Here is a 21,828-nt window from a genome sequence, read left to right as displayed (position 1 = left end):
ATCGACACCGCATGGACCTCAAAAGTGGCTACCCGTTCTGGTCGATCCGCAACGGGTTGATGCGCGCCTACCCGCGCCTGGAGCAAGACACCGTCTGCGAAGTCGCCATCGTCGGTGGTGGCGTGACCGCTGCGCTGATTGCGCACGAATTGCTGCGCCATGGGCACGAAGTGGTGGTGATCGAACAGCGCGACATCGGCTGGGGCAGCACCTCGGCCAGCACCGCATTGCTTCAATACGAAATCGATACGCCGATGATCGAACTGGCCAAACAGCACGGCATGCAGGCAGCGGCGCTGGCCTATGGCGCCTGCGCGCAGGCCATCCTCGACCTGCAGGGCCTGTGCAATACCTTCGGCGGCACCGACTTCACGCGCCAGGACAGCCTGTACTACGCCAGCCGCCCGCGCGACATAAAAGACCTGCGCAGCGAGCTGGAGGCCCGCAAGGCGCACAAACTGCCGGTGGAATGGATCGAACGCGAGCCGCTCTGGCACAACTACGGCGTGCACTCGGATGGCGCGATCCTGAGCCGCCTGGCCGCCAGCGTGGACCCGTACCGCCTCTGCTACCGCCTGTTTTCCGAGTGCGAGCAGTACGGCGTACGCATCCACGACCGCACCGCCATTGCCTCGATCGAACCGCACGAGCCGCACGTCGACCTGCGCACCGAAGACGGTGTGGGCGTGCGTGCCCGTCACGTGATCCTGGCGGCCGGCTATGGCAACCAGCGCTGGCTCTCGCAGCCGGTGGCGCGCAATCGCAGCAGCTACGCCTTCGTGACCGACCCCCTGCACGACAGCGACATGGGTGCGCTCAAGCACACCATGATGTGGGAAACCGCGCGCCCGTATCTGTACGTGCGCAGCACACCGGACGGGCGCGTGGTCGCTGGCGGAGAAGACGACAGCATCGACATTCCCGCGCGCCGCGACGCACGCGTGCAGAGCAAGCTCAAGACGCTGCTGAAGAAAATTGGCAAGACCATGCCCGATATGCGACTGCGCCGTGCGTTCGCATGGGCCGGCACCTTCGCAGAGACTGCCGATGGATTGCCGTTCTTCGGGCCGCATGCCGAACTCGGTCCGCGCGTGTCGTTCGCGATGGCCTATGGCGGCAACGGAATTACCTATAGCGCCATTGGTGCAGGCTTATTGCGCGCACAACTGGAGAGCACGCCTCATCCGCTGTCCGGATTGTTCGGCTTCTCGCGCTTGGGTTGAAACTCCCACGGCCACCAACCATGGCCATGCATCGCGTACGTATCGGCAGCCCGCTCCAGCGGGTTGCGCACATGGATACCGCCGCACAGAAAATATACGGGCAGAAACAGTGGCCCCAGCAGCATGTACTGATAGACATGCGCGCGCTCGTGGTCGCCCAGGCGCACCGGTGGATGTCGGCAACGGCCTGCGGCGTGCGCGTAGGTACTGCACTGCAGGTCGAGCGATGCACCGTTGAGCAGGATCACGTTGCCCAATGTCATCGCGCCACCCGGGCCCCATGGCCAGGCGCGGAAGACCACGGCGTGTTCCCGCGGCGACCAGACGGGACGCGCGCCAAAACACCATCCGGCCGCGCCGATCGCAAGCCCGATCAAGGTATTGGGCAGCGTCCACACCGCGCCAAGCGCCTGCAATGCAGGCAGCCCGCGCATTACCGGCTTCAATCGGCCTGGTTGGGGATCAGCAGCCACAGGATCAGATAGACCAGGATGCCGGGAAACGCGGCCGAGGCGATCGATACGATCACGAACAAAATGCGCAGCAGCGTGGAGCTCCAGCCAAAACGGCGCGCGATGCCGCCAACGACACCGGCGATCATGCGATCGTTGAGGGAGCGGGACAGCGTGGTGGTAGACATGGCAAGACTCCTGCAGAACGTAGCCAACAGTCTAGAAAACGCGGCCGCTGCGGATCGTGACGGCCGCCGGGCCTGCTCAGCGCAGCGTCACCTGCGCGTGCAGGCAGCGATCTCAGGCATTGCCGCCACGTTCCTGCAGCCAGCGATGGATTGCTACCGGCACCTCGCGCTGCGCACGCCCGGAGACGTAGATCCCGATATGCCCGCCACGGAAGCTCAGTTCGCTGTAGTCGTCGCTGCCGACCAGCCCTCCTAGCGCCCGTGAAGCGTCCGGCGGCACCAGGTGGTCGTGTTCGGCGTAGATATTCAGCACCGGCATGTCGAGCGCCTGCAGATCGACCGCCTGCCCCCCGATGCTCACCTGCCCGGTGACCAGCCCGTTGCGCTGATAGAACACGGTGACGAATTCGCGGAAAGCCTCGCCCGCCAGGTCGGGCGAATCGAAGATCCACTTTTCCATGCGCAGAAAATCTTCCAGCGCCTGCTTGTCGTCGAGGATGTCGAGCAGGCCCACGTATTTCTGCAGATTGAGCCGGAACGGCTTGAGCATCAGGTAACTGGCGTTCATCAGATCCGCGGGCACGTTGCCCATGGTGTCCACGAACAGATCCACATCGACCATGCGAGCCCAGTTGGACAGCATGTTGTCGGGAGTATGGAAATCCACCGGCGTCACCATGGTGATCAGGTTGCGCACCTTGTCGCGTTGCAGCGCGGCGTAGCACAACGAGAACGTTCCGCCCTGACAGATGCCGAGCACATCCATCGCGTCCAGCCCGGACTGCGCGCGCAGATGATCCACCGCGCCGTCGATGTAGCGCAGCAAATAATCTTCCAGGGTGAGGTAGCGCTCGGAGCGGTCCGGGTAGCCCCAATCCAGCACGTAGACGTCCTGGCCGTGACTCAACAGCCCTTTCACCAGCGAGCGGTCCGCCTGCAGATCGACCATGTAGGGGCGATTGACCAATGCATAGACGATCAGCAGCGGCGTCTTGGCCACCGGCGCCTGCTCGCCGATGAAGCGATATAGCACCACCTTGCCGTCGCGCCAGATTTCTTCGCGCTCGGTGACGCCGTAATCCACATCGTCCACGCCCGGCAGCAGCTTGAGCCCTTCGCGCAACTTGCGTTGCATCGACAGGGTTTCCTGCATCAGGTCTTCGGCGCTGAATCCCAATGGGCCTTTCATGCCTGCGCTCCACGTTTTTTAGCTGCGGCGCGTTTGCGGGCCGCAGGCTCGGGCGAGGATGTCGCGCCACCGTGCCTCTTGGGCGAGGTCGTTTTCGTCGACTTAGCAACGGCTGGCGTCTTTTTGGGAGCCGCCTTTTTCGTCGCGGTCTTGTCGACGGGCGCCTTCTTCGATGCACCCTGCTTGACTGCCCGTGCTGCGCCGGCCGGCCGCGCGACAGCGCTGGCCCCGGCGGACGACGCGCGCTTGCCCGCTGCCGGTGTCTCCGGTGCACGCTGCGCCGATGCAGCGGGCTTGCTCGCCGGCGAAGCTGCGTTACGCAGCATCCGCCTGACCAGGCGTTCCAGTTCGGCAATGCGGCGATGCGCGGCGTCCATCTCCGAACGTGTGGGCATGCCGAAGCGTTCGCTGAGTTGCTCGACCTCTTCCTGCAGCGCAGCGCGCAGGCGCATGTGCGCGTTGGCAAAGCCGCCGTACACCTTGCCGAACTGCTCCGACAAGGCGACATCGGCATAGGACTCTTCGGCCGCTTCGATCCATAGATCGAACAGGGCGCGGGCGCTGGTCAACTGGCTGCCGCTGCTCTCGTGCTCGCTCAGCTTGGACGCGAAACGCGCAAACGCCTGCTCGATCGAGGCCTTGAGTTGCTCGCCATAGGCCTCCGACTGGGCCTGGAACTCCTGCTGCGCGCGTGCCAGTTTCTGCAGGCGCGACTGGTGGTTGCGGTTCAACCCGAACGCCGGCATGTCCAGCCAGGGCGCATTTTCCTCGCGCCACTTTTGCAGCGCTTGCGCCGCGTCCTGCAGCCACGGGTCGAACCCGCCCGGGCTGCCGCCGCGCAGCGAACCCAGCGTCCACTGCATCAGCTGCTCGCCCTGCCCTTGTACGGCCTGGCGCCAGGCATCGGCGACTTCATTGGCCGAGGTGTCGTGCCCGGCAAACTGCGCGGCCACCTGCTGCATGGTGCCGAACCAATCGCCGGCCTGGGTGCGAAAGCGGTCGATGGCTTCCTGCGCCTGCGGGGCGGCCTGGGTGGGCAGCACTTGCGACCACCAATCCACGGCCTTGCGCCAATCCTGCGGGGCGTCGCTACCGGACGTGGGCGGCGGTTGTTGCGCAGCGGCGCCGGCCTGGCCGTGGCGCATGGCATCTCCCCAGGCAGCCCAGTATTGGCGCGCCTTGTCGTCGAAGTTGCCGTTGTCCGAACCGCTGCTTGCCATCATCCCATCCAGTGACCTTTACCCAGCCATCCTACCGCGTGCGTCGCGGTGTGCCTCTCAGGGTTTGGGGATACGCAGCGTCTTGCTGATCATCAGCGAGCCGGACACCGCAAACAGCAGCACCAGCGGATGGAACTGCCATGGCCCCAGCTGCCATTGGCCCCACCACAAGGTGTCGCCGATGTGCCCGCTGCTGGCGGCAACCGCGAGCAGGATCACCAGTACCAGGCTGGTCGGAATGGGCGTGCCTTCGAAATACGGCACCTTGTCGGCCTCGCCAGCGATCTCTTCGGCAGTGACGTTGTAGCGCGCCAGCCGGCTGACCCCGCAGCAGACGAAATAGCTCAGCACCAGCCAGTCCCAACCGCCGCGCATGCCGCAGGCATAGCCCAACGCCGCCGGCGCCACGCCGAAGGAGATCACGTCCGCCAACGAATCCAGTTCGCGGCCCAGCGTGGACGACGCTTTGCGCCAGCGTGCCACGTGCCCGTCCAGCGCATCGAACACGAACGCCAGCGGGATCAATGCCATGCCAAGCAGCAGATCGCCGCGATGCCCCTCTTGCAGGAACCGCATGGCCGCAAACACCGCACCGCTGCCGCAGAACGCGTTGGCAAGCGTGAACCAGTCCGCGAGTTGGAAATCGCGCAGCATCGAAAAATGGCGTTTCATGCGGAACCTAAGGTGAGCAAGACACAAAGGGTAACGCGCGCGCGCCATGCAGGCGACCGTTTCGCTGCACTCGGCTAGGCTGGCGATCCGCGTGACCGCTCCCGGCCGCGCACGACTTCACGAGGACATCCGATGCGCAGCATCCTGATCACCGGCGCGGGCAGCGGCATTGGCGCCGGTATCGCCACCCAACTGGCGGCCGACGGCCATCATCTGCTCGTCAGCGATGTGCAGCTAGCGGCCGCCGAGCGCACGGCGGATGCATTGCGCCAGGCAGGCGGCTCGGCGGAGGCGCTGGCGTTGGACGTGACCGATGCAGACAGCATTGCGCGGGCACTGGCCAATGCATCGCGCGCCCCGCAGGTACTGGTGAACAACGCCGGCCTGCAGCATGTGGCCGCACTCGAGGAGTTCCCGATGCAGCAGTGGGCGCTGCTGGTGGATGTGATGCTCACCGGCGCCGCACGCCTCAGTCGCGCCGTGCTGCCCGGCATGCGTACGGCCGGCTATGGCCGCATCGTCAATATCGGCAGCATCCACTCGCTGGTGGCCAGCCCATACAAAAGTGCGTATGTGGCCGCCAAGCATGGCCTGGTCGGCCTGACCAAAGTCATCGCGCTGGAAACCGCCGATTGCGACATCACCGTCAACACGCTCTGCCCCAGCTATGTGCGTACGCCGCTGGTGGAACGGCAGATTGCCGATCAGGCGCGCATCCGCGGCATCACCGAGGACGAGGTGGTGCGCGATGTGATGCTCAAGCCGATGCCCAAGGGCGCCTTCATCGACTACGACGAGCTGGCCGGCACCGTGGCGTTTCTGATGTCGCATGCCGCGCGCAACATCACCGGGCAGGCCATCGCCATCGATGGCGGCTGGACGGCCCAATGATCACACTGGCGAAATTTTGATCAGCCATCGCGCGTGCCAGATGGCGCAGGGGGTCCGCGCACTTGTCCACAGACTTGCGCAGCGTCCATCCACAGGGGGTGTGGAGAAGTGGGCGAGGCCTGCCGTTCTGCGGAAAACCGAGAGACTCCCCGACGCTCGATCTGCAACGCCGAACGGTTGAGCCTGGCTGGACTGAATGCTGCGCTGCCAGCCGGCACGGCTCGCCGATCGGATGTGCAGCGCTGGTCCGCTGACCTATCTCCCGCGCCGAGGACGTCGATCTACAGCAGTCGGGCCCGGCTAGATCTCTGCCGGCGCAGTGCCGGCGGCACGCGCCCCACGCTGTGCACGCGCAGCGATCAGATCCGCGAATACGTCCACGACTGCATGCGCCCGTCGCGATAGGGCATGACGCCGTGGAACGGGCGCGGATCGCCATCAAATACCAGCGGCAGGAAATTGCGGTCGCCTTCCCACATCGGCACCTGATCCATCCGCTCGATCGCGATCCACTCCAGCGTCCCCTCCGGATTGGAGATGTGCGGTGTGCCCTCGAAGCTGTGGATCAGGAACACGAAGCCCAGCCAGTCTTCGCCCTGCTTGCCGAAGCCCGGCCAGCTGATGGTGCCGCGCAACTGCATCTGGCCGCAGTCGACGCCGGCTTCCTCGCGTATCTCGCGGCGCATGCAAGCCAGCACGTCTTCGTCCGGCTCCATCTTGCCGCCCAGGCCGTTGTATTTGCCCAGATGCTGGTCGCCGGGGCGGGCATTGCGATGGATCATCAGCACCTGGGTGCCGTCCGGCGACAACAGGTAGCCGAGCGTGGCGACAATCGGGGTATAGGGCATGGCATGGGATCTGACACGAAGCGCATCAGTATGACTGAAGCGACATGCGCACGCGGCGGCAACGCCGGCTCAGCCGACGGCGGCCTGCGGGTTCGGGCGCGGCGGTGCCACGCGATCGGTATCCAGGCGCAGGGTCGCAACGCCGTGTCCGCGTTCGGCCAAATACTCCAGCCACTTGCCCAGAAACGTATTCATGCGCATGCGGTGGCTGATCAGCTCGGCCGGCGGCGGGAACATGCCCATCACGTCCTGCCAGCGCCGACCGACATAGCAATGCGTGGTCTCGGCCTGGCGCGCATCGCGGTACAGCCGCACATACGCCGACGGGTCCGGCTCGCCGGTGACCGGGTCGCACAGGTCGTAGGTCAGGCGCAGTTCCACCGTGTAGCGGTGGCATTCGATCACGTCCAGCCGCAGGTTCAGGCCATCGCCGATCGAGGACACGTACGAGCCCGGCGCCAGATCGGCCGGGGCAAATAACCGGGTCAGATGTTGGAAGTTTTCTGCATACAAGCCCATCAGCCAGCCGAAGCGGCTCAGTTTGGGAATGCGTTCGAGTTTGCTCAGTGCTTGCGCCATGGACCGATCCTACACGCTGCGCCGCCGCACGGGCAGCATTGACGGGGGCCCAACGACAGGCCTACCTTGGTGGAGCACTGCCCCGCCCGCTTTACTCCCCTAGCCGCCGCCGCAACGGCACCGGTAGCGCTCCATCCGGTGCGCACGTTCGCAAGAGCCTCGTGGCGGCTGCCAAGCCTGATCCCCGATCAAAACATCTCGCGCTGCAAGCCCAGAGTGGACAACACCTTGCTGGAGATTTCTTCGATCGAGGTGTTGGTGGTGCTGAGCGAGGGAATGCGCTCCATCTGGAACATGCGCTCGGCGATCGCCACTTCACGCCGGCAGGTCTCTGCCGCGCTGTAGCGCGAATTGGCGCGCCTCTCCTGACGAATTTGCTGCAACCGCTCAGGATCAATGGTCAAACCGAACAACTTGCTGCGGTAATTACGCAACCGCGGAGGCAACTGCTCGTTTTCCAGATCTTCATCGGTGAGCGGATAGTTGGCGGCGCGAATGCCGTAATGCAAGGCCAGATAGATACAGGTCGGTGTCTTGCCCGCGCGCGACACCGCCACCAGGATCACATCGGCCTCGTCGTAATTGAGCGCAATGCCATCGTCATGACTCAGCGCGAAGTTCATCGCGTTGATGCGGCGGTGATAGGTTTCGAAGTCGACCATGCCGTGCGCGCGGCCCACGCGCGAATGACGCGGCGCATTGAGCTCGCGCTCCAGCGGCTCGATGAAGGGTGCGAACACATCCAGCATCAGCGCGCCACTTTCGGCCAGGATCATGCTCAATTGTGGATCGACGCACGAATTGACCACGACCGGGCGCACCTGGTACCGCTCGCCTGCGGCGCGCACACGCATGGCCGCATCGCGCGCTTTATCTGCATCATCGATGAACGACATGCGGTCGGTGACGAAGTTGAAACCGCTGAACTGCGTGAGCAGGCTATGCCCAATCGTTTCAGCGGTGATACCGGTTCCATCGGAGACGTAAAACACCGGCCGAATTGTTGACATCAAGACCACCTCTTTGAACTGGTGTCCAAAACTTACGGATTCATGCTTGTGCAGGTTCCGCTGTGCACTGCATCATAGCGGCTTCTTCCTACGGTCGCGGCCATTCAGCCCGCTCGGGCGATGGCCTTACGGAGCATCGCGCTTGAACGAGAATATCCTGTGGTTGCATGAGCTACGCCTGGCCGACCTGGCCCGCGTAGGCGGTAAAAATTCCTCACTTGGCGAGATGATCGGCAACCTGGCCGGGTTGGGCGTCTCGGTTCCCGGTGGATATGCGACCACCGCGGAAGCTTTCAAGGACTTCATCGCACACAACGATCTGTCCAAGCGCATCTTCGACAAGCTGGCAACGCTGGATGTCGAAGACGTCAACGCACTCAAGCTGGCCGGCAAGGAAATCCGCGGCTGGGTGATCGATGCCCCGCTGCAGCCCGAACTGGACCGCGACATCCGCAGCGCCTACGCCCAGTTGTGCGCCGAAAACGGCGGCGGCCAGGTTGCCGTGGCCGTGCGCTCCTCGGCAACCGCCGAGGACCTGCCGGACGCCTCGTTCGCAGGCCAGCAGGAGACCTTCCTCAATGTGACCGGCGCCGACGATGTGGTGCACAAGGTCAAGGAAGTGTTCGCCAGCCTCTACAACGATCGTGCGATCGCCTATCGCGTGCATCACGGCTTCAAGCACGAAGACGTGTTCCTGTCGGCCGGCGTGCAGTTGATGGTGCGCTCGGGCGTGGGTGCGGCCGGCGTGTTGTTCACGCTGGACACCGAATCCGGTTTCCGCGATGTGGTGTTCGTCACATCGAGCTTCGGCCTGGGCGAAATGGTCGTGCAGGGCGCGGTTAACCCGGACGAGTTCTATGTCTACAAGCCCACGCTCACTGCAGGCAAGCCGGCGATCCTGCGCCGCTCGCTCGGCAGCAAGGCCATCCGCATGGTCTATTCGGACGTGCCCAGCGAGCGGGTGCGCACCGAAGACACGCCGGTGGAACTGCGCAGCACCTTCTCGATCAGCGACGAGGACGTGCAGGAACTTTCCAAGCAGGCATTGGTGATCGAAAAGCATTACGGCCGCCCGATGGACATCGAGTGGGCCAAGGACGGGGTCAGCGGCAAGTTGTTCATCGTGCAGGCGCGTCCTGAGACGGTGAAGTCGCGCAGCCACGCGACCCAGATCGAACGGTTTGCGCTGGAAGCCAAGGACGCCAAGATCCTGGCCGAAGGCCGCGCCGTCGGTGCCAAGATCGGTAGCGGCGTGGCACGTGTGGTGCGCTCGCTGGACGACATGAATCGCGTCCAGGCTGGCGATGTGTTGATTGCGGACATGACCGACCCCGATTGGGAGCCGGTGATGAAGCGCGCCTCTGCCATCGTCACCAACCGCGGCGGCCGCACCTGCCATGCAGCGATCATCGCGCGTGAACTCGGCGTGCCGGCGGTGGTGGGCTCGGGCAATGCCACCGACGTGCTCAGCGACGGCCAGGAAGTGACGGTCAGTTGCGCCGAAGGCGACACCGGCTTCATCTACGAGGGCCTGCTGCCGTTCGAGCGCACCACCACCGATCTGGGCAACATGCCGCCTGCCCCGCTCAAGATCATGATGAACGTGGCCAACCCGGAGCGGGCCTTCGACTTCGGCCAGTTGCCCAATGCCGGCATTGGTCTTGCGCGTCTTGAGATGATCATCGCTGCGCACATCGGCATCCACCCGAACGCGCTGCTGGAATACGACAAGCAGGACGCCGACGTTCGCAAGAAGATCGACGCCAAGATTGCCGGTTATGGCGATCCGGTGAGCTTCTATGTCAATCGCCTGGCCGAAGGCATCGCTACGCTGACCGCGTCGGTTGCGCCGAATACGGTGATCGTGCGTCTGTCGGACTTCAAGTCCAACGAATACGCCAACCTGATCGGCGGTTCGCGTTACGAGCCGCATGAAGAAAACCCGATGATCGGCTTCCGCGGCGCCAGCCGTTACGTCGACCCCTCCTTCACCAAGGCGTTCGCGCTGGAATGCAAGGCGGTGCTCAAGGTGCGTAACGAGATGGGCCTGGACAACCTCTGGGTGATGATCCCGTTCGTGCGCACGCTGGAAGAAGGTCGCAAGGTGATCGAAGTGCTGGAGCAGAACGGGCTCAAGCAAGGAGAGAACGGGCTAAAGATCATCATGATGTGCGAGCTGCCGTCCAACGCGCTGCTGGCCGATGAGTTCCTGGAGATCTTCGACGGCTTCTCGATCGGCTCCAACGACCTGACCCAGCTCACCCTGGGCCTGGATCGCGATTCGTCGATCGTCGCGCACCTGTTCGACGAGCGGAATCCGGCGGTGAAGAAGCTGCTGTCGATGGCGATCAAGTCGGCGCGCGCCAAGGGCAAGTACGTGGGTATCTGCGGCCAGGGGCCGTCCGACCACCCGGAACTGGCCGAATGGCTGATGCAGGAAGGCATCGAATCGGTTTCATTGAATCCTGACACCGTGGTCGACACCTGGCTGCGTCTGGCCAAGCTCAAGAGCGAGGGCTGATGGGACCGATGGGTGCAATGTGGGCGGCAGCTGCAGGGGCAGCTGCTGCAAAACCGGTTGCGGCAGCAGGAGCGGCAGCCGCGAAGCCGGCCGCGACCAGCGAGCCGGCCTTCAATTGGGCCGCCATCCCGTGGGCGCAGTACGCGGTCAATTGGGGGATGGCACTGCTGATCGTCGTGGTCGGCATGTGGCTGGCGCGGCAACTCAGTCAATGGTTGCACCGTGCGCTTACCCGCGCACGCGTCGAGATCACGCTCACCAACTTCCTGCGCAACGTGATGTACGCGTTGTTGCTGGTGTTGGTTTTCGTCAGCGCGTTGAGTCAGATCGGTGTGCCACCGACCTCGCTGATCGCAGTGCTCGGCGCAGCGGGCCTGGCGGTCGGTCTTGCGCTGAAGGATTCGCTGTCCAACATCGCTGCTGGCGTGATGCTCATCGTGCTGCGGCCGATGCGCGATGGTGATCACGTATTGATTGCCGGCCAGGAAGGCATCGTCGACGAGATCCGGATCTTCCAGACCAGGATCCGTTCGTTCGACGAACGCATGATCACCCTGCCAAACAGCACGATTACCACTGCCCCCATCGTCAACTACAGCACCTTGCCCAACCGCCGCCTGGAAGTGACGGTCGGCGTGGGCTATGAAGACGATCTGAAGAAAGCGCAGCAGCTGTTGCTGCAGATCGCCCAGGACAACCCGAACATCCTGGAATCGCCTGCACCATTCGTGCAGGTGACCAACCTGGGCGAGAGTACGGTCGACCTGATGTTGTTCGCGTATGCGACCAACGGCAACTTCGGCGCCGCCAAGAGCACCACGCTGGAGCAGATCCGCAACCAGTTGCTGGAAAACGGACTCAACATCCCCTACCCGCAGCGCGACCTGCACGTGTATCACCACGATGCCGATGGCAAGCCGATCTCTGACCTGTTGCTGAAAGGCATCGCCGACGATGGCGACCTGAGCAAGGGGCCTTCATTGGCGCGTTGATGCACGCGATGGCGTGATGGAAAAGCAAAAAGCCGCGTCGAACGATGCGGCCTTTTTGTTGATGCTTTTCGTGTTGGATGCATTTATTGGATGCGTTGCCACCGTGTGGCTTCCAACCCGCGCAGTCGGCTTGGAAATTAGCTGCCGCACGCGTGCGTGCCGTTGGCGTTGGACACCAGTGAGACGCCAACAGCATGCAACCACGCCATGGCCAGCGCTCAGGCCGGCACGTCGGCCTGGGTATCGCCACCAAGCGCCCCCATGAACTGACGATAGTGGCGCAACTCGTCGATTGAATCGCGCACATCGCTCAGGGCGGTATGCGCAGAACTCTTGGCAAACCCGTTGGCCACCGTCGGCGCCCAACGTCGCGCAAGCTCCTTGATGGTCGACACGTCCAGGTTGCGGTAATGGAAATAGCGCTCCAGGCGCGACATCTGCCGGTGCAGGAAGCGGCGATCCTGGCAGATCGAGTTGCCGCACATAGGCGAGGCGCCGGCGCGGATCCACTCGCCCAGGAATGCCACCGTCTGCGCTTCGGCCTGCGCGTGGGTCACCTGACTGTCGAGCACGCGCTGCCACAGACCCGAGCGGCGATGCTGATTGCGGTTCCATTCGTCCATCGCTTCCAGGGTTTCCAGCGGATGCGCAATGGCCAGTTCCGGCCCCTCGGCAAGCACGTTCAACTGCGCATCGGTCACGATGGTGGCGATCTCGATGATGGAATCGCGATCGGTATCCAGGCCGGTCATTTCCAGATCGATCCAGATCAGTCGGTCGTTGCCTGCAAGGTTCTCTGCCATGTCGCCGTCCTGTGGGGGGCCGTCGCCGGCCGGGTGCTGGAAAGGGCGCGCATCATACCGCGGCCGCGTCGCTCAGGGCGCAAGTGGCGGCTTGCCGCGTTTGGCCCTGAAGTAATTGGTCAGCCGCAGGCTCGCCTCGGCCGCGAGCACGCCGCCGCTGACCTGCACGCGATGATTGTGGCGCGGGTCGGCCAGCAGGTCGAAGACGCTGCCGCAGGCGCCGGTCTTGGGATCGCAGGCGGCGAACACCACGCGCGCGATCCGCGCATGAATCATCGCCATCGCGCACATCGCGCACGGCTCCAGGGTGACGTAGAGCGTGCAGCCGATCAGGCGGTGATTGGCCAGCCTGCGCCCGGCTTCGCGCATCGCCACGATTTCGGCATGCGCGCTGGGATCGTGGCTGGCGATATTGAAGTTCCAGCCTTCGCCAAGCACGTTGCCTTGCGCATCGACCAGCACCGCGCCCACCGGGATCTCGTCATAGTCGCGCTCGGCACGCTCGGCCAATTGCAAGGCGTGCTGCATCCAGTGCATATCGATCGCCGCGTGCGGCGTATCGGTCGGCGTAGCGGTGGGCATGCTCACGGGGCCGAACCGCCCTGGCGGTCCAGGAACGCGGCGAACGCGGCAACCGTGGCTTCGCTGACATGGTGTTCGATGCCCTCCGCGTCGCGACGCGCGGTGGCTTCATCGATGCCGAGCGCAAGCAGGAAGCGCTCCACAATCTGGTGGCGCTGCCGGCTGGATGCGGCCAGCGCCTCGCCGGCCGGGGTCAGGAACACCCCGCGGTAGGGCCGCTGCACGACCCAACCGTCGCGCACCAGCCGCTTGAGCATCTTGGCCACGGTGGGCTGCGCGACGCCCAGGCGCGCCGCGATATCGACCTGACGTGCCTCGCCGCCATCCACCAGTAGATCGGAGATCAGCTCCACGTAGTCCTCGACCAGCTCGGCGCGGCGCGCTTCGCGTACCTGACGGAAGCTCTCCATGTGCACCTGCGCATCGATCAGGACCGGCGCGGCCGCTTCCACCTTTTCGCTCTTGCCCACCCTCTTCCTCGTCATCGTCGCCGGCATCGATGCCGGAGCGCATAGTTTGAAGCACGCAGCAGATCAATACGATTGAAATTGCCAATGCTCAATAGCATAGCAACTGCTATATCATTCGCTAGACCCGTTTCGACCAAGCTGCATGCCCGCCGACACCGCCGCCTCAGCACCATCGTCAGCCACCGCCATCGGCGGTCTGGGCGACCACCAAGCCAGCGTCTCCGTGCCCAACGGCGGCCATTGGTGGTTCCGTCTGCTGGCCTTCCTGGGACCTGGCTACATGGTGTCGGTGGGCTATATGGACCCGGGCAACTGGGCCACCGATCTGGCCGGCGGCTCGCAGTTCGGCTACCTGCTGCTGTCGGTGATCCTGTTGTCGAACCTGATGGCGATCGTGCTGCAAGGCCTGTCGGCGCGGCTGGGTATCGCCACCGGGCTGGACCTGGCGCAGGCCTGTCGCGTGCGTTATCCGCGTGGCGTCAATCTGGCCCTGTGGGGCATTTGCGAGCTGGCCATCATCGCCTGCGATCTGGCCGAGGTAATCGGTACCGCGATTGCGTTGAAGCTGTTGTTCGGGATTCCGCTCACCATGGGCGCGATCATCACCGCGGTGGATGTGGTGCTGGTGCTGCTGCTGATGAACCGCGGTTTCCGCGCGCTGGAAGCCTTCGTGATCGCGCTGCTGCTGATCATCTTCGTGTGTTTCGGCATCCAGATCGCGTTGGCCGCGCCACCGATCGCGGCGGTACTGGGCGGTTTCATTCCGCGTGCCCAGGTGGTCACCGACCCGCAGGCGTTGTATCTGGCGATCGGCATCATCGGTGCGACGGTGATGCCGCATAACCTGTATCTGCACTCGTCGATCGTGCAGACGCGCGCATATCCACGGACCGATGTCGGCCGGAAATCCGCGCTGCGTTGGGCGGTCACAGACAGCACGGTGGCGTTGATGTTCGCGCTGTTCATCAACGCCTCGATCCTGATCCTGGCCGCGGCGGTGTTCCATGCGCAGGGCCGCACCGACGTGCAGGAGATCGAACAGGCGCATGCGTTGCTGGCGCCGATGCTTGGCGTCGGCCTGGCCTCGACGCTGTTTGCGGTGGCGCTGCTCGCCTCGGGCATCAACTCCACCGTGACCGCAACGCTGGCCGGGCAGATCGTGATGGAAGGCTTCCTGCAATTACGCCTGCCGCCATGGATACGGCGCTTGCTCACCCGCGGCATCGCCATCGTGCCGGTGGTCATCGTGACCTGGCTGTATGGCGAAGCCGGTACCGCACGGTTGTTGGTACTCAGCCAGGTGGTGTTGTCGATGCAGCTGCCGTTTGCGGTGATTCCGCTGGTGCGCTTCGTGTCCGACCGGCAGTTGATGGGCGCGCTGGTAGCGCCAGCGTGGCTGATACGCATCGCGTGGGTGATCGCTGCGGTGATCGTATGCCTCAATCTGAAGCTGCTGTGGGATACCGCGCTGCATTGAGATGCGGCATCGGTGCGGGTATTGCGCCAGCGTTCGATCAAGTGTTTCCTATCGCCCGGACAACTGGAAGACGGTGTCGCGCTTTCTTCCCTTCAACGCGCACCATCGCTGCTGGTGATGCTTGAGAGATTCCAAAACGTGTCCTGCAATGATGGGTGGGCAAGGTCTCTCAGCGGAGTCGACGGCGTCGGGGTGCGGTGCCCTCGCCGCACCAGACAGGTTCGGCGACGTGATTGAAGAGCGAAGTACCGCGCCAGACTTGCTCGAAGCAGCTGCAAGCGCTGTGCGCATGCTTACGATTCTTCCATGACGGCTGCGCATCGCGCGAATCGATCACATTCTGTACTCGTGGGTGCACTGCGCACGCGCGTGCAATCTGCCTCAAGCATCACGCGCTCTACTTGGCGCATGCACCGGTCTGTCCGTTGCCTGCAGTGGCCTTGCGCTGCTTGGGCATGCCTGACATGACGCGCCAACGCGCGCATGCGACCGCCGGGCTGCATGCCCTCGCCTGCAGGAGTTCTTATGGATCCGTTCGAGGCGCATCCGGCCGATGCCGGGCGCCGCCACTTTCTCATTTCCGGCACGGCAGCCGTGGCAGCGTTATCGCTGCCACATCTCGCCAGCGCTGCCGCGGCCACGCGCATGCCATCCACCTCGCCGCCCCACTCGTCCACTCACGGAGTCAAGCAGATGTCCAATTTCGTCAAACGTCCCGACGGCGCCACTATTTTCTACAAGGACTGGGGCAAGGGCCAACCGGTCGTGTTTTCGCACGGCTGGCCGCTTAGCGCCGATGCCTGGGATGCGCAGATGCTGTTCATGGGCCAGCACGGCTATCGCGTGATTGCGCATGACCGCCGCAGCCACGGCCGTTCGTCGCAGACCTGGGACGGCAACGATATGGATACCTACGCCGACGATCTGGCTGCGGTGATCGAGGCGCTGGATCTGAAAGACGCAATCCTGGTGGGCCATTCCACCGGCGGTGGCGAAGTGGCGCATTACGTCGGCCGCCATGGAAGCAAGCGCGTGGCCAAGGTGGTGCTGGTGGGCGCCGTGCCGCCGCAGATGGTCAAGAGCCCGACCAACCCGGGCGGCCTGCCGATGAGCGTGTTCGACGGCATTCGCGACGGCGTGGCCAAGGATCGGTCGCAGTTTTACCAGGACCTGACCACGCCGTTCTTCGGCGCCAACCGCGATGGCAACAAGGTCACCCAAGGCATGCGCGATGCGTTCTGGCTGCAGGGCATGTTGGGTGGGCACAAGGGCCAGTACGACTGCATCAGGGAATTTTCCGAAGTCGATTACACGCCCGACCTGAAGAAGATCGATGTGCCGGCGCTGGTGGTACACGGCGACGACGATCAGATCGTGCCGATCGATGCGTCCGGCAAGATGTCGGCCAAGATCATCAAGAATGCAGAATTGAAGATCTATGCCGGCGCGCCGCATGGCCTGACCGTTACCCATGCGGACCAGTTCAACAAGGATCTGTTGGCGTTCGCAAACGCCTGATCGAGGTTGAATGGATCAGCGAAAGGCCGGCTCGAGAGAGCCGGCCTTTTTTGATCTGGCGTCAGGGATTGTGCAAGAACAGCTCACGCACTCAGACAGGTTGTTGTCAGCCCGCATCGACGGTGCGCTCATACCGGCACCTTGCCAGTGATAGATCCGGTTTCGACGCGCTTGGACGCGACTGCGCATCGCTCGCAGGCAACGCTCGGCGCGCCGTGTCCTGCTGCCGACACGTGCGTTCGCGACGCCGGTCGCCGGAGCGCCGCGCAACGCGTCTGCGGGAAATGGCGGCCCGCCGCTGCGCAATGGCGCTCGACTGCTAGCCGCCAGCGCTTGTCATCGGCACCACGTCACTGCGTACGGGAACGCGGGCAACAGTTGCCCAGCGTGGCCGGTTTCGCCCTCTGCCTGGCCGAAAAAGTCCCCAGCGCCGGGCGCTCATCCGCCTACAGTCGAGCACGTCATCTCGGCTCGGACATCGCCACGACCATGCGTACGCCTTCTCCGTCCCAACCATTCCAGCTCGACCGCAGCGATGCGGTCTGCATCATCGGTGCTGGCCCGGTTGGGCTCAGCGCGGCGCGTGCGCTGAAGGCGCAGGGGCTGGACTACGACCAGTTCGAACGCCACGGCGACCTTGGCGGGATATGGGACGTCAGCAACCCCGGCTCGCCGATCTACGACTCCACCCACTTCATTTCCTCGCGCGATCTATCGGCCTTCATCGGCCATCCCATGCCGCGCCATTACCCCGACTACCCGTCGCATCGACAGATCCTGGCCTACCTGCGCAGCTTCGCCCAGACGTTTGGTCTGCGCGAGAAGATCCAGTTCGACACCGCCGTCCTGCGCATCGACAAACAGGCGGACGGGCGCTGGCAGGTGGCGTTGGCCGATGGCTCGCAGCGCATCTACGCCGCGGTCATCTGCGCATCGGGCGTCAACTGGGACCCCAGCATGCCGCAATTGCCAGGCCACTTCGATGGCGACATCCGCCACTCGGTGAGTTTCCGGCATGGCGACGAATTCCGCGGCAAGCGCGTGCTGGTGCTGGGCGCCGGCAACTCCGGCGCGGACATCGCCTGCGAGGCGGCCATGCATGCGCAGCGCGCCTTTCTCAGCGTGCGCCGTGGCTATCACTTCATTCCCAAGCACTTGATGGGGATTCCGGTCGACCAGATCGCCGAGACCGGCCCGCACCTGCCGTTATGGCTGGCGCGCCCGATCTTCTCGGCGCTGCTGCGCCTGGTCAACGGCGATCTGACCAAGCTGGGGTTGCCCAAGCCGGACCACCGTTTGTTCGAGAGTCACCCGTTGCTCAACGCCCAGCTGCTGCACCATCTGCAGCACGGCAACATCGCTGTCAAACCCGATATCGAGCGACTGGACGGCAGGCACGTGGTGTTCAAGGACGGCAGCCGCGAGCAGATCGAACTGCTGCTCTGCGCCACTGGCTACCGCTGGAGCTGCCCGTACGCCAGCGCGTATTTCCTCTGGAACGGCGGACGCCCGCAGATGTACCTGTCGATGTTCAACCGCACGCATCGCAACCTGTTCGGGATCGGCTACCTGGAAACCAATTCCAGCGCGTACAAGCTGTTCGACACCCAGGCCCACATGATCGCGTCCTACCTGACCGCGCAACGCCGCGATCCGGCCAGCGCACGCCGATTCGATGCGTTGATCGAAAACGATACGCCGGACCTGTCCGGCGGCATCCGTTTCGTGGCATCGCAGCGCCACGCCGTCTACATCGAGGCGCATGCATTCAAACGCTATCTGCAGCAGCTGCGCAGACAACTGGGCTGGGGCGAGCTGGGCGAACACATGTACGACGCGCTCAAGCTCGACGCCAGTGGCGATCCACGCATGCGCACTACCTCCACCGCACGGCTGGCCGATAGCGAGGTTGCCCATGGCTAGGCCGCAGGATCTGCGCGGCTGGCATGCGGTGATCACCGGCGGCGCCGGCGGACTGGGACGCGCGATCGCCGCGCGCCTGATACAGCGCGGCGTACGTTGCCTGTTGGTGGATATCGATGCCGATGCACTGGCACGTGCGGTGCAGGCGCTGGGTCCATTGGCATGCGCGCAGGTCGCCGACCTGACCGACTCCGCTTCGCGCGACCGGCTCGCAGAGCGACTCGACACGGACTGGGGGCAATTGCAGATACTGGTGAACAACGCCGGCATCGTCGGCACCACGCCGTTCGAAAAGCGCACGCCCGAGTCGATCCGCGGCGAACTGGAGTTGAACCTGCTGGCGCCGTTGTTGCTGACGCACCGGTTACTGCCGCTACTGCAGCGCGCTGGCGACGGGCGCGTGGTGAACATCGTCTCGCTGGGCGGCATGTTCCCGTTGCCCGAGTCGACGGTCTATTCGGCCAGCAAGTTCGGTCTGCGCGGTGCCATGCTCTGCCTGGGACCGGATGGCGTACGCCTGGGCATTCGCGTCTCCATCGTCAACCCGTCGGCCACCGACACCCCGATGCTGATGCGCGAGGCCCTCCACGGCGGCAACAAGCTACAGTTCATGGATCGGCCGCAACAGCCTGACGAAGTCGCACTGCAGGTGCTGCGCTGCCTGGATGCGCCGTGCCTGGAGCGCTTCGTGCGCCCCAGCGAGTCGTGGACGGTGCGGCTGGCCATGTTGCTGCCCAACCTGCTGACGCGCGCCCTGCCGCTGTTCGCGCGCAGCGCCGAGCGCGGGCATCGCACCTATCTTGCATCGCTGCAGCAACGCGGCCTGATTCGCCCATGCCAGGATGGCTGGGAAGTGGTGCCGCCTGATCAATGCGCAGACCCGCCCATTCCGGTGCAAGCGAACGCGCGACGCATCTGATTGTCACCACTTCCGTTGCCGGCATGTGGCGGAGCACTGCTGGCGGATTCCGAAGCTCCCATAGGACGCCAGCACGCATGTCGTCCCGACTCCCCGCCCGCCTTGATCAGCTCATCGCGACCCGCGCGCCTGTCCGGGCGCTTGACCAGCCCAGCGTTGAAAGGCGCGCCGAAACGCCCGTGCATCGGCGTATCCCACCGCATGCGCCACCTCGGCCACGGTCATCTGCGAATTGCGCAGCAGATCCTGCGCGCGTTCGTAGCGGGCGGCATCGCGCAGCGCCCGGTAGCCGACCTGCTGCGCGCCGAGCCGGCGCCGCAGCGTGCGCTCGCTGCAATTGGCCTGGCGCGCAAGCTCCGGCTGCCGCGGCGCACGCTCGGCATCGCTGCGCAGCCGCAATGCGATCGATTCGACCAATTCATTGCGCGACGGCGGCCGCTGGATCAGCGTCTCCAATTGTTGCCGCAACAGCCCGCAGGTGGTGCGGTCGTAGCCCGGCAGCCGCGCGGCCAACCACTTGGCATCGAGCGTCATCCGGTTCCTGCCGGCAGCAAAACGCACCGGGCAGCGGAAAAAGCGCGTGTAGATCTCCAGCGGGGCCGATCGCGCGAAGGCCAGTTCCACCGCGCGCGGTCGGATGTCCGGACCCAGCATGCAGCGACTGACATTGAGGGCGCCGGCAAAGGCTTCCTCGATGAGATAGGGCTCGATCTCCAGATCGAACACATGCGGCACCAGTTCGATGGACGCTTCGCGCCCCTGTTGCGCAAATACGTGCTGCATCATCGCCCCGGCTTCGTGCTGATGGCTCAGCCCATAGCCGATCGCTTCGCCGAAGGTTTCGCAGGTGAGCATGGCCAGCCCGGTCAGGCCCCAGGACACCGGCCGTTGCCGCATGCCGGCCGCCAAGCCCATCGCCGGCTCGTCCAGCAGCCGGCGCGCGCGCAGGATCAGCGCACGTACCTGCTGGTAGGACAGCAGCAGGTCGCGGTCGGTGAATCCCAGCCCCTTGCACAGCCGCCCCGGCGGATGCCCGCGATCTTCGACCAGGCCCAGCAGCGAGCGCACCGTGTTGGGAACGATATTGGCGATGCGGCGATCATTGGCCGGCGCCTGATCTGCCTGGCGGCTGGCCAAGGACGCCTGCCTGCGTATCGCCGAATCCACTGCACGCGGCATGCTCAGCCACCTGCCAACGCGTGACGACAGCCAACGCGGCCGCGCGGCGCAGTGCTGCCGGCAAGATCGGCACCAGACACGCGCCTGGCGGATGCAGAGGCCGGCCGGGTTTGAACGTCCTGCATGCGCCATCTCCTCGCGGCAATGCGGGCTCGACCGCTCGGCAGCAGCTTAGCGCACCCAGTGCCGCGCGAGCCTGCTCTGAACGCGCACCGCCATCGACAGCGGACTCAGTCGCGCGGCAGGCGCTTGCGCGCGCTATCGCGCACATCCACGTCGAAGGTGACTTGCAAGGCCATCGCCTCGGCGTGCCCGGCGCCCGCATCGAAACTGAACTTAAGACCATCGCGGCGCGGTAACTGCCGTGCATATTCCTCCAGCGCATCGCGCGGGATCGCCAACTGCCAATGATCGGTGGCGCAATTGCAGGCCGCATGGCCACCGGTGAGGCTGACGCTATGACGGACCAGCCGTGCGCCCTGCCCGCTGGGCAAGCGACTGAGATTGTCGACGCTGCGGCCGGCCAGCAGGCTGGCCAGCTCGTCCTCGTCGATACGAAACCGCAGATGTTGGCCTTCAATCTGGATTTTCATGGATCAGCCGGCTCCATTGCTCGGGCGTATTGCAATTGACGAACTCAGCGCGTTCGCTGGCGGTGACAGTCACGCGATGGCACTGCAGTGAATGCTGCAAGGCGCGCAGCGAGCGTGACGATGCAGCGCCTGCCATCAACACCGTCAACGCCTCGCGCACGCTGGCATCCAGGCGCAGGCACATCGGCAGCATCTGGTCCTCGAAGGCCACACAGCGGAACTGCGTAGGCCTCAGCAGCTTGGCCAGCAACGCAGCCGACAACAGCGGCATATCCACCGGCACCACCACCAGCGTGGTCGCATCGGCCACGCCTGCGATCACGCTTGCCAGCCCTCCGAGCGGGCCGAGCTCGGGCTGGACATCGGCAATGCCGGCGTATTCGGGCCGGTTGCCGCTGACCACCACGTGTTGCGCACCGGCCTGTCGCAGCAGCGCCTGCATCTGTTCCAGCAACGGACGCCTATGCCAGGGCAGCAACGCCTTGTCCTGCCCCATGCGTGAGGAACGTCCACCGGCCAGCACCACGCCCGTCCACGGCTGCTGCAGCGTCATGCAACAGCCCCAGGATGGATGGCACG

At 64.5% G+C, this 21,828-nt stretch carries 22 protein-coding genes; 8 read left to right on the top strand and 14 right to left on the bottom strand.

The annotated features are described in order from the left end of the window. Positions 1–11 precede the first annotated feature (11 nt). Positions 12–1,223, top strand: a complete 1,212-nt coding sequence (locus J7360_RS10460) for an FAD-dependent oxidoreductase (protein ID WP_057659486.1) — start codon at positions 12–14, stop codon at positions 1,221–1,223. Here J7360_RS10460 and J7360_RS10455 read toward each other — a convergent pair. The 5 genes from J7360_RS10455 to J7360_RS10435 form a co-directional block, all read right to left on the bottom strand. Further along, the gene (locus J7360_RS10455) at positions 1,181–1,657 is read right to left on the bottom strand and encodes a hypothetical protein (RefSeq protein WP_007964398.1); all 477 of its coding nucleotides are present in this window, start codon (positions 1,655–1,657) and stop codon (positions 1,181–1,183) included. The genes J7360_RS10460 and J7360_RS10455 overlap by 43 nt on opposite strands. 8 nt (positions 1,658–1,665) lie before the next feature. Then, a complete protein-coding gene (locus J7360_RS10450) occupies positions 1,666–1,863 on the bottom strand; it encodes a PspC domain-containing protein (RefSeq protein ID WP_005915706.1) in 198 nt (65 codons plus the stop codon). 112 nt (positions 1,864–1,975) lie between these two features. Then, on the bottom strand, positions 1,976–3,052 hold the full coding sequence (locus tag J7360_RS10445; RefSeq protein ID WP_057659482.1) for a class III poly(R)-hydroxyalkanoic acid synthase subunit PhaC: 1,077 nt from the start codon (positions 3,050–3,052) through the stop codon (positions 1,976–1,978). Then, positions 3,049–4,275 carry a class III poly(R)-hydroxyalkanoic acid synthase subunit PhaE gene (gene phaE, locus J7360_RS10440; RefSeq protein WP_057659480.1) on the bottom strand — a complete coding sequence of 409 codons (1,227 nt, stop codon included), beginning with the start codon at positions 4,273–4,275 and terminating at the stop codon, positions 3,049–3,051. The genes J7360_RS10445 and phaE overlap by 4 nt, the downstream gene beginning before the upstream one ends. Before the next feature lie 54 nt (positions 4,276–4,329). Next, positions 4,330–4,992, bottom strand: a complete 663-nt coding sequence (locus tag J7360_RS10435) for a CDP-alcohol phosphatidyltransferase family protein (protein WP_209033808.1) — start codon at positions 4,990–4,992, stop codon at positions 4,330–4,332. A gap of 84 nt (positions 4,993–5,076) precedes the next feature. Between J7360_RS10435 and J7360_RS10430 the strand changes: the two genes are divergently transcribed. Further along, positions 5,077–5,835 (top strand): 3-hydroxybutyrate dehydrogenase, encoded by a 759-nt coding sequence (locus J7360_RS10430; protein WP_057659478.1) that lies wholly within the window; start codon positions 5,077–5,079, stop codon positions 5,833–5,835. Positions 5,836–6,194: 359 nt separating this feature from the next. On the opposite strand, the gene J7360_RS10425 is transcribed toward J7360_RS10430, so the two are convergent. The 3 genes from J7360_RS10425 to J7360_RS10415 form a co-directional block, all read right to left on the bottom strand. After that, positions 6,195–6,683, bottom strand: a complete 489-nt coding sequence (locus J7360_RS10425) for an 8-oxo-dGTP diphosphatase (protein WP_057659476.1) — start codon at positions 6,681–6,683, stop codon at positions 6,195–6,197. Between the two features lie 69 nt (positions 6,684–6,752). Beyond that, positions 6,753–7,262: a DUF1249 domain-containing protein gene (locus J7360_RS10420; protein ID WP_007964391.1), complete on the bottom strand. Its 510-nt coding sequence runs from the start codon at positions 7,260–7,262 to the stop codon at positions 6,753–6,755. A gap of 188 nt (positions 7,263–7,450) precedes the next feature. Further along, positions 7,451–8,272 (bottom strand): pyruvate, water dikinase regulatory protein, encoded by an 822-nt coding sequence (locus J7360_RS10415; protein ID WP_003482830.1) that lies wholly within the window; start codon positions 8,270–8,272, stop codon positions 7,451–7,453. Between the two features lie 142 nt (positions 8,273–8,414). Between J7360_RS10415 and ppsA the strand changes: the two genes are divergently transcribed. Continuing rightward, a complete protein-coding gene (gene ppsA / locus J7360_RS10410) occupies positions 8,415–10,793 on the top strand; it encodes a phosphoenolpyruvate synthase (RefSeq protein ID WP_209033806.1) in 2,379 nt (792 codons plus the stop codon). Beyond that, positions 10,793–11,785: a mechanosensitive ion channel family protein gene (locus J7360_RS10405; protein ID WP_057659473.1), complete on the top strand. Its 993-nt coding sequence runs from the start codon at positions 10,793–10,795 to the stop codon at positions 11,783–11,785. Before ppsA ends, J7360_RS10405 begins: the two co-directional genes overlap by 1 nt. A 218-nt stretch (positions 11,786–12,003) precedes the next feature. On the opposite strand, the gene orn is transcribed toward J7360_RS10405, so the two are convergent. The 3 genes from orn to mntR form a co-directional block, all read right to left on the bottom strand. Then, the gene (orn, locus tag J7360_RS10400) at positions 12,004–12,588 is read right to left on the bottom strand and encodes an oligoribonuclease (RefSeq protein ID WP_007971273.1); all 585 of its coding nucleotides are present in this window, start codon (positions 12,586–12,588) and stop codon (positions 12,004–12,006) included. A gap of 72 nt (positions 12,589–12,660) precedes the next feature. Next, complete coding sequence (gene tadA, locus J7360_RS10395; RefSeq protein ID WP_209033804.1) at positions 12,661–13,176, bottom strand: tRNA adenosine(34) deaminase TadA; 516 nt, start codon at positions 13,174–13,176, stop codon at positions 12,661–12,663. Further along, complete coding sequence (gene mntR, locus J7360_RS10390) at positions 13,173–13,640, bottom strand: manganese-binding transcriptional regulator MntR (protein ID WP_022559153.1); 468 nt, start codon at positions 13,638–13,640, stop codon at positions 13,173–13,175. The genes tadA and mntR overlap by 4 nt, the downstream gene beginning before the upstream one ends. A gap of 142 nt (positions 13,641–13,782) precedes the next feature. Here mntR and J7360_RS10385 point away from each other — a divergent pair, with 142 nt between their 5' ends. From J7360_RS10385 to J7360_RS10370, 4 genes are all read left to right on the top strand, one after another. After that, on the top strand, positions 13,783–15,117 hold the full coding sequence (locus J7360_RS10385) for an Nramp family divalent metal transporter (RefSeq protein ID WP_007964370.1): 1,335 nt from the start codon (positions 13,783–13,785) through the stop codon (positions 15,115–15,117). A 693-nt stretch (positions 15,118–15,810) separates the two neighbouring features. Beyond that, a complete protein-coding gene (locus tag J7360_RS10380; RefSeq protein ID WP_007964368.1) occupies positions 15,811–16,635 on the top strand; it encodes an alpha/beta hydrolase in 825 nt (274 codons plus the stop codon). 489 nt (positions 16,636–17,124) lie between these two features. Next, positions 17,125–18,558: an NAD(P)-binding domain-containing protein gene (locus J7360_RS10375; protein ID WP_209033802.1), complete on the top strand. Its 1,434-nt coding sequence runs from the start codon at positions 17,125–17,127 to the stop codon at positions 18,556–18,558. After that, on the top strand, positions 18,551–19,477 hold the full coding sequence (locus tag J7360_RS10370) for an SDR family oxidoreductase (protein WP_057659466.1): 927 nt from the start codon (positions 18,551–18,553) through the stop codon (positions 19,475–19,477). The genes J7360_RS10375 and J7360_RS10370 overlap by 8 nt, the downstream gene beginning before the upstream one ends. Positions 19,478–19,588: 111 nt before the next feature. On the opposite strand, the gene J7360_RS10365 is transcribed toward J7360_RS10370, so the two are convergent. The 3 genes from J7360_RS10365 to J7360_RS10355 all read right to left on the bottom strand — a co-directional run bounded on the left by J7360_RS10365 (position 19,589) and on the right by J7360_RS10355 (position 21,802). Then, positions 19,589–20,656 (bottom strand): AraC family transcriptional regulator, encoded by a 1,068-nt coding sequence (locus tag J7360_RS10365; protein WP_057659464.1) that lies wholly within the window; start codon positions 20,654–20,656, stop codon positions 19,589–19,591. Between the two features lie 230 nt (positions 20,657–20,886). After that, complete coding sequence (locus tag J7360_RS10360; RefSeq protein ID WP_057659462.1) at positions 20,887–21,249, bottom strand: hypothetical protein; 363 nt, start codon at positions 21,247–21,249, stop codon at positions 20,887–20,889. Beyond that, positions 21,233–21,802 carry a molybdenum cofactor guanylyltransferase gene (locus tag J7360_RS10355; RefSeq protein WP_057659461.1) on the bottom strand — a complete coding sequence of 190 codons (570 nt, stop codon included), beginning with the start codon at positions 21,800–21,802 and terminating at the stop codon, positions 21,233–21,235. Before J7360_RS10355 ends, J7360_RS10360 begins: the two co-directional genes overlap by 17 nt. Between the last annotated feature and the right edge of the window lie 26 nt (positions 21,803–21,828).

This window comes from Xanthomonas sp. D-99 (assembly GCF_017746145.1).
GTDB lineage: Bacteria > Pseudomonadota > Gammaproteobacteria > Xanthomonadales > Xanthomonadaceae > Xanthomonas > Xanthomonas cissicola.
Note: the sequence above shows the minus strand (reverse complement) of the source record. Positions and strands in the feature narration are given on the sequence as shown.

Coding starts and splice junctions, on each gene's coding strand:
- J7360_RS10460 (WP_057659486.1), top strand. CDS start 12: ATGGACCTCAAAAGTGGCTACCCGTTCTGGTCGATCCGCAACGGGTTG.
- J7360_RS10455 (WP_007964398.1), bottom strand. CDS start 1,657: ATGCGCGGGCTGCCTGCATTGCAGGCGCTTGGCGCGGTGTGGACGCTG.
- J7360_RS10450 (WP_005915706.1), bottom strand. CDS start 1,863: ATGTCTACCACCACGCTGTCCCGCTCCCTCAACGATCGCATGATCGCC.
- J7360_RS10445 (WP_057659482.1), bottom strand. CDS start 3,052: ATGAAAGGCCCATTGGGATTCAGCGCCGAAGACCTGATGCAGGAAACC.
- phaE (WP_057659480.1), bottom strand. CDS start 4,275: ATGATGGCAAGCAGCGGTTCGGACAACGGCAACTTCGACGACAAGGCG.
- J7360_RS10435 (WP_209033808.1), bottom strand. CDS start 4,992: ATGGCGCGCGCGCGTTACCCTTTGTGTCTTGCTCACCTTAGGTTCCGC.
- J7360_RS10430 (WP_057659478.1), top strand. CDS start 5,077: ATGCGCAGCATCCTGATCACCGGCGCGGGCAGCGGCATTGGCGCCGGT.
- J7360_RS10425 (WP_057659476.1), bottom strand. CDS start 6,683: ATGCCCTATACCCCGATTGTCGCCACGCTCGGCTACCTGTTGTCGCCG.
- J7360_RS10420 (WP_007964391.1), bottom strand. CDS start 7,262: ATGGCGCAAGCACTGAGCAAACTCGAACGCATTCCCAAACTGAGCCGC.
- J7360_RS10415 (WP_003482830.1), bottom strand. CDS start 8,272: ATGTCAACAATTCGGCCGGTGTTTTACGTCTCCGATGGAACCGGTATC.
- J7360_RS10405 (WP_057659473.1), top strand. CDS start 10,793: ATGGGACCGATGGGTGCAATGTGGGCGGCAGCTGCAGGGGCAGCTGCT.
- orn (WP_007971273.1), bottom strand. CDS start 12,588: ATGGCAGAGAACCTTGCAGGCAACGACCGACTGATCTGGATCGATCTG.
- J7360_RS10385 (WP_007964370.1), top strand. CDS start 13,783: ATGCCCGCCGACACCGCCGCCTCAGCACCATCGTCAGCCACCGCCATC.
- J7360_RS10380 (WP_007964368.1), top strand. CDS start 15,811: ATGTCCAATTTCGTCAAACGTCCCGACGGCGCCACTATTTTCTACAAG.
- J7360_RS10375 (WP_209033802.1), top strand. CDS start 17,125: ATGCGTACGCCTTCTCCGTCCCAACCATTCCAGCTCGACCGCAGCGAT.
- J7360_RS10370 (WP_057659466.1), top strand. CDS start 18,551: ATGGCTAGGCCGCAGGATCTGCGCGGCTGGCATGCGGTGATCACCGGC.
- J7360_RS10365 (WP_057659464.1), bottom strand. CDS start 20,656: ATGCCGCGTGCAGTGGATTCGGCGATACGCAGGCAGGCGTCCTTGGCC.
- J7360_RS10360 (WP_057659462.1), bottom strand. CDS start 21,249: ATGAAAATCCAGATTGAAGGCCAACATCTGCGGTTTCGTATCGACGAG.
- J7360_RS10355 (WP_057659461.1), bottom strand. CDS start 21,802: ATGACGCTGCAGCAGCCGTGGACGGGCGTGGTGCTGGCCGGTGGACGT.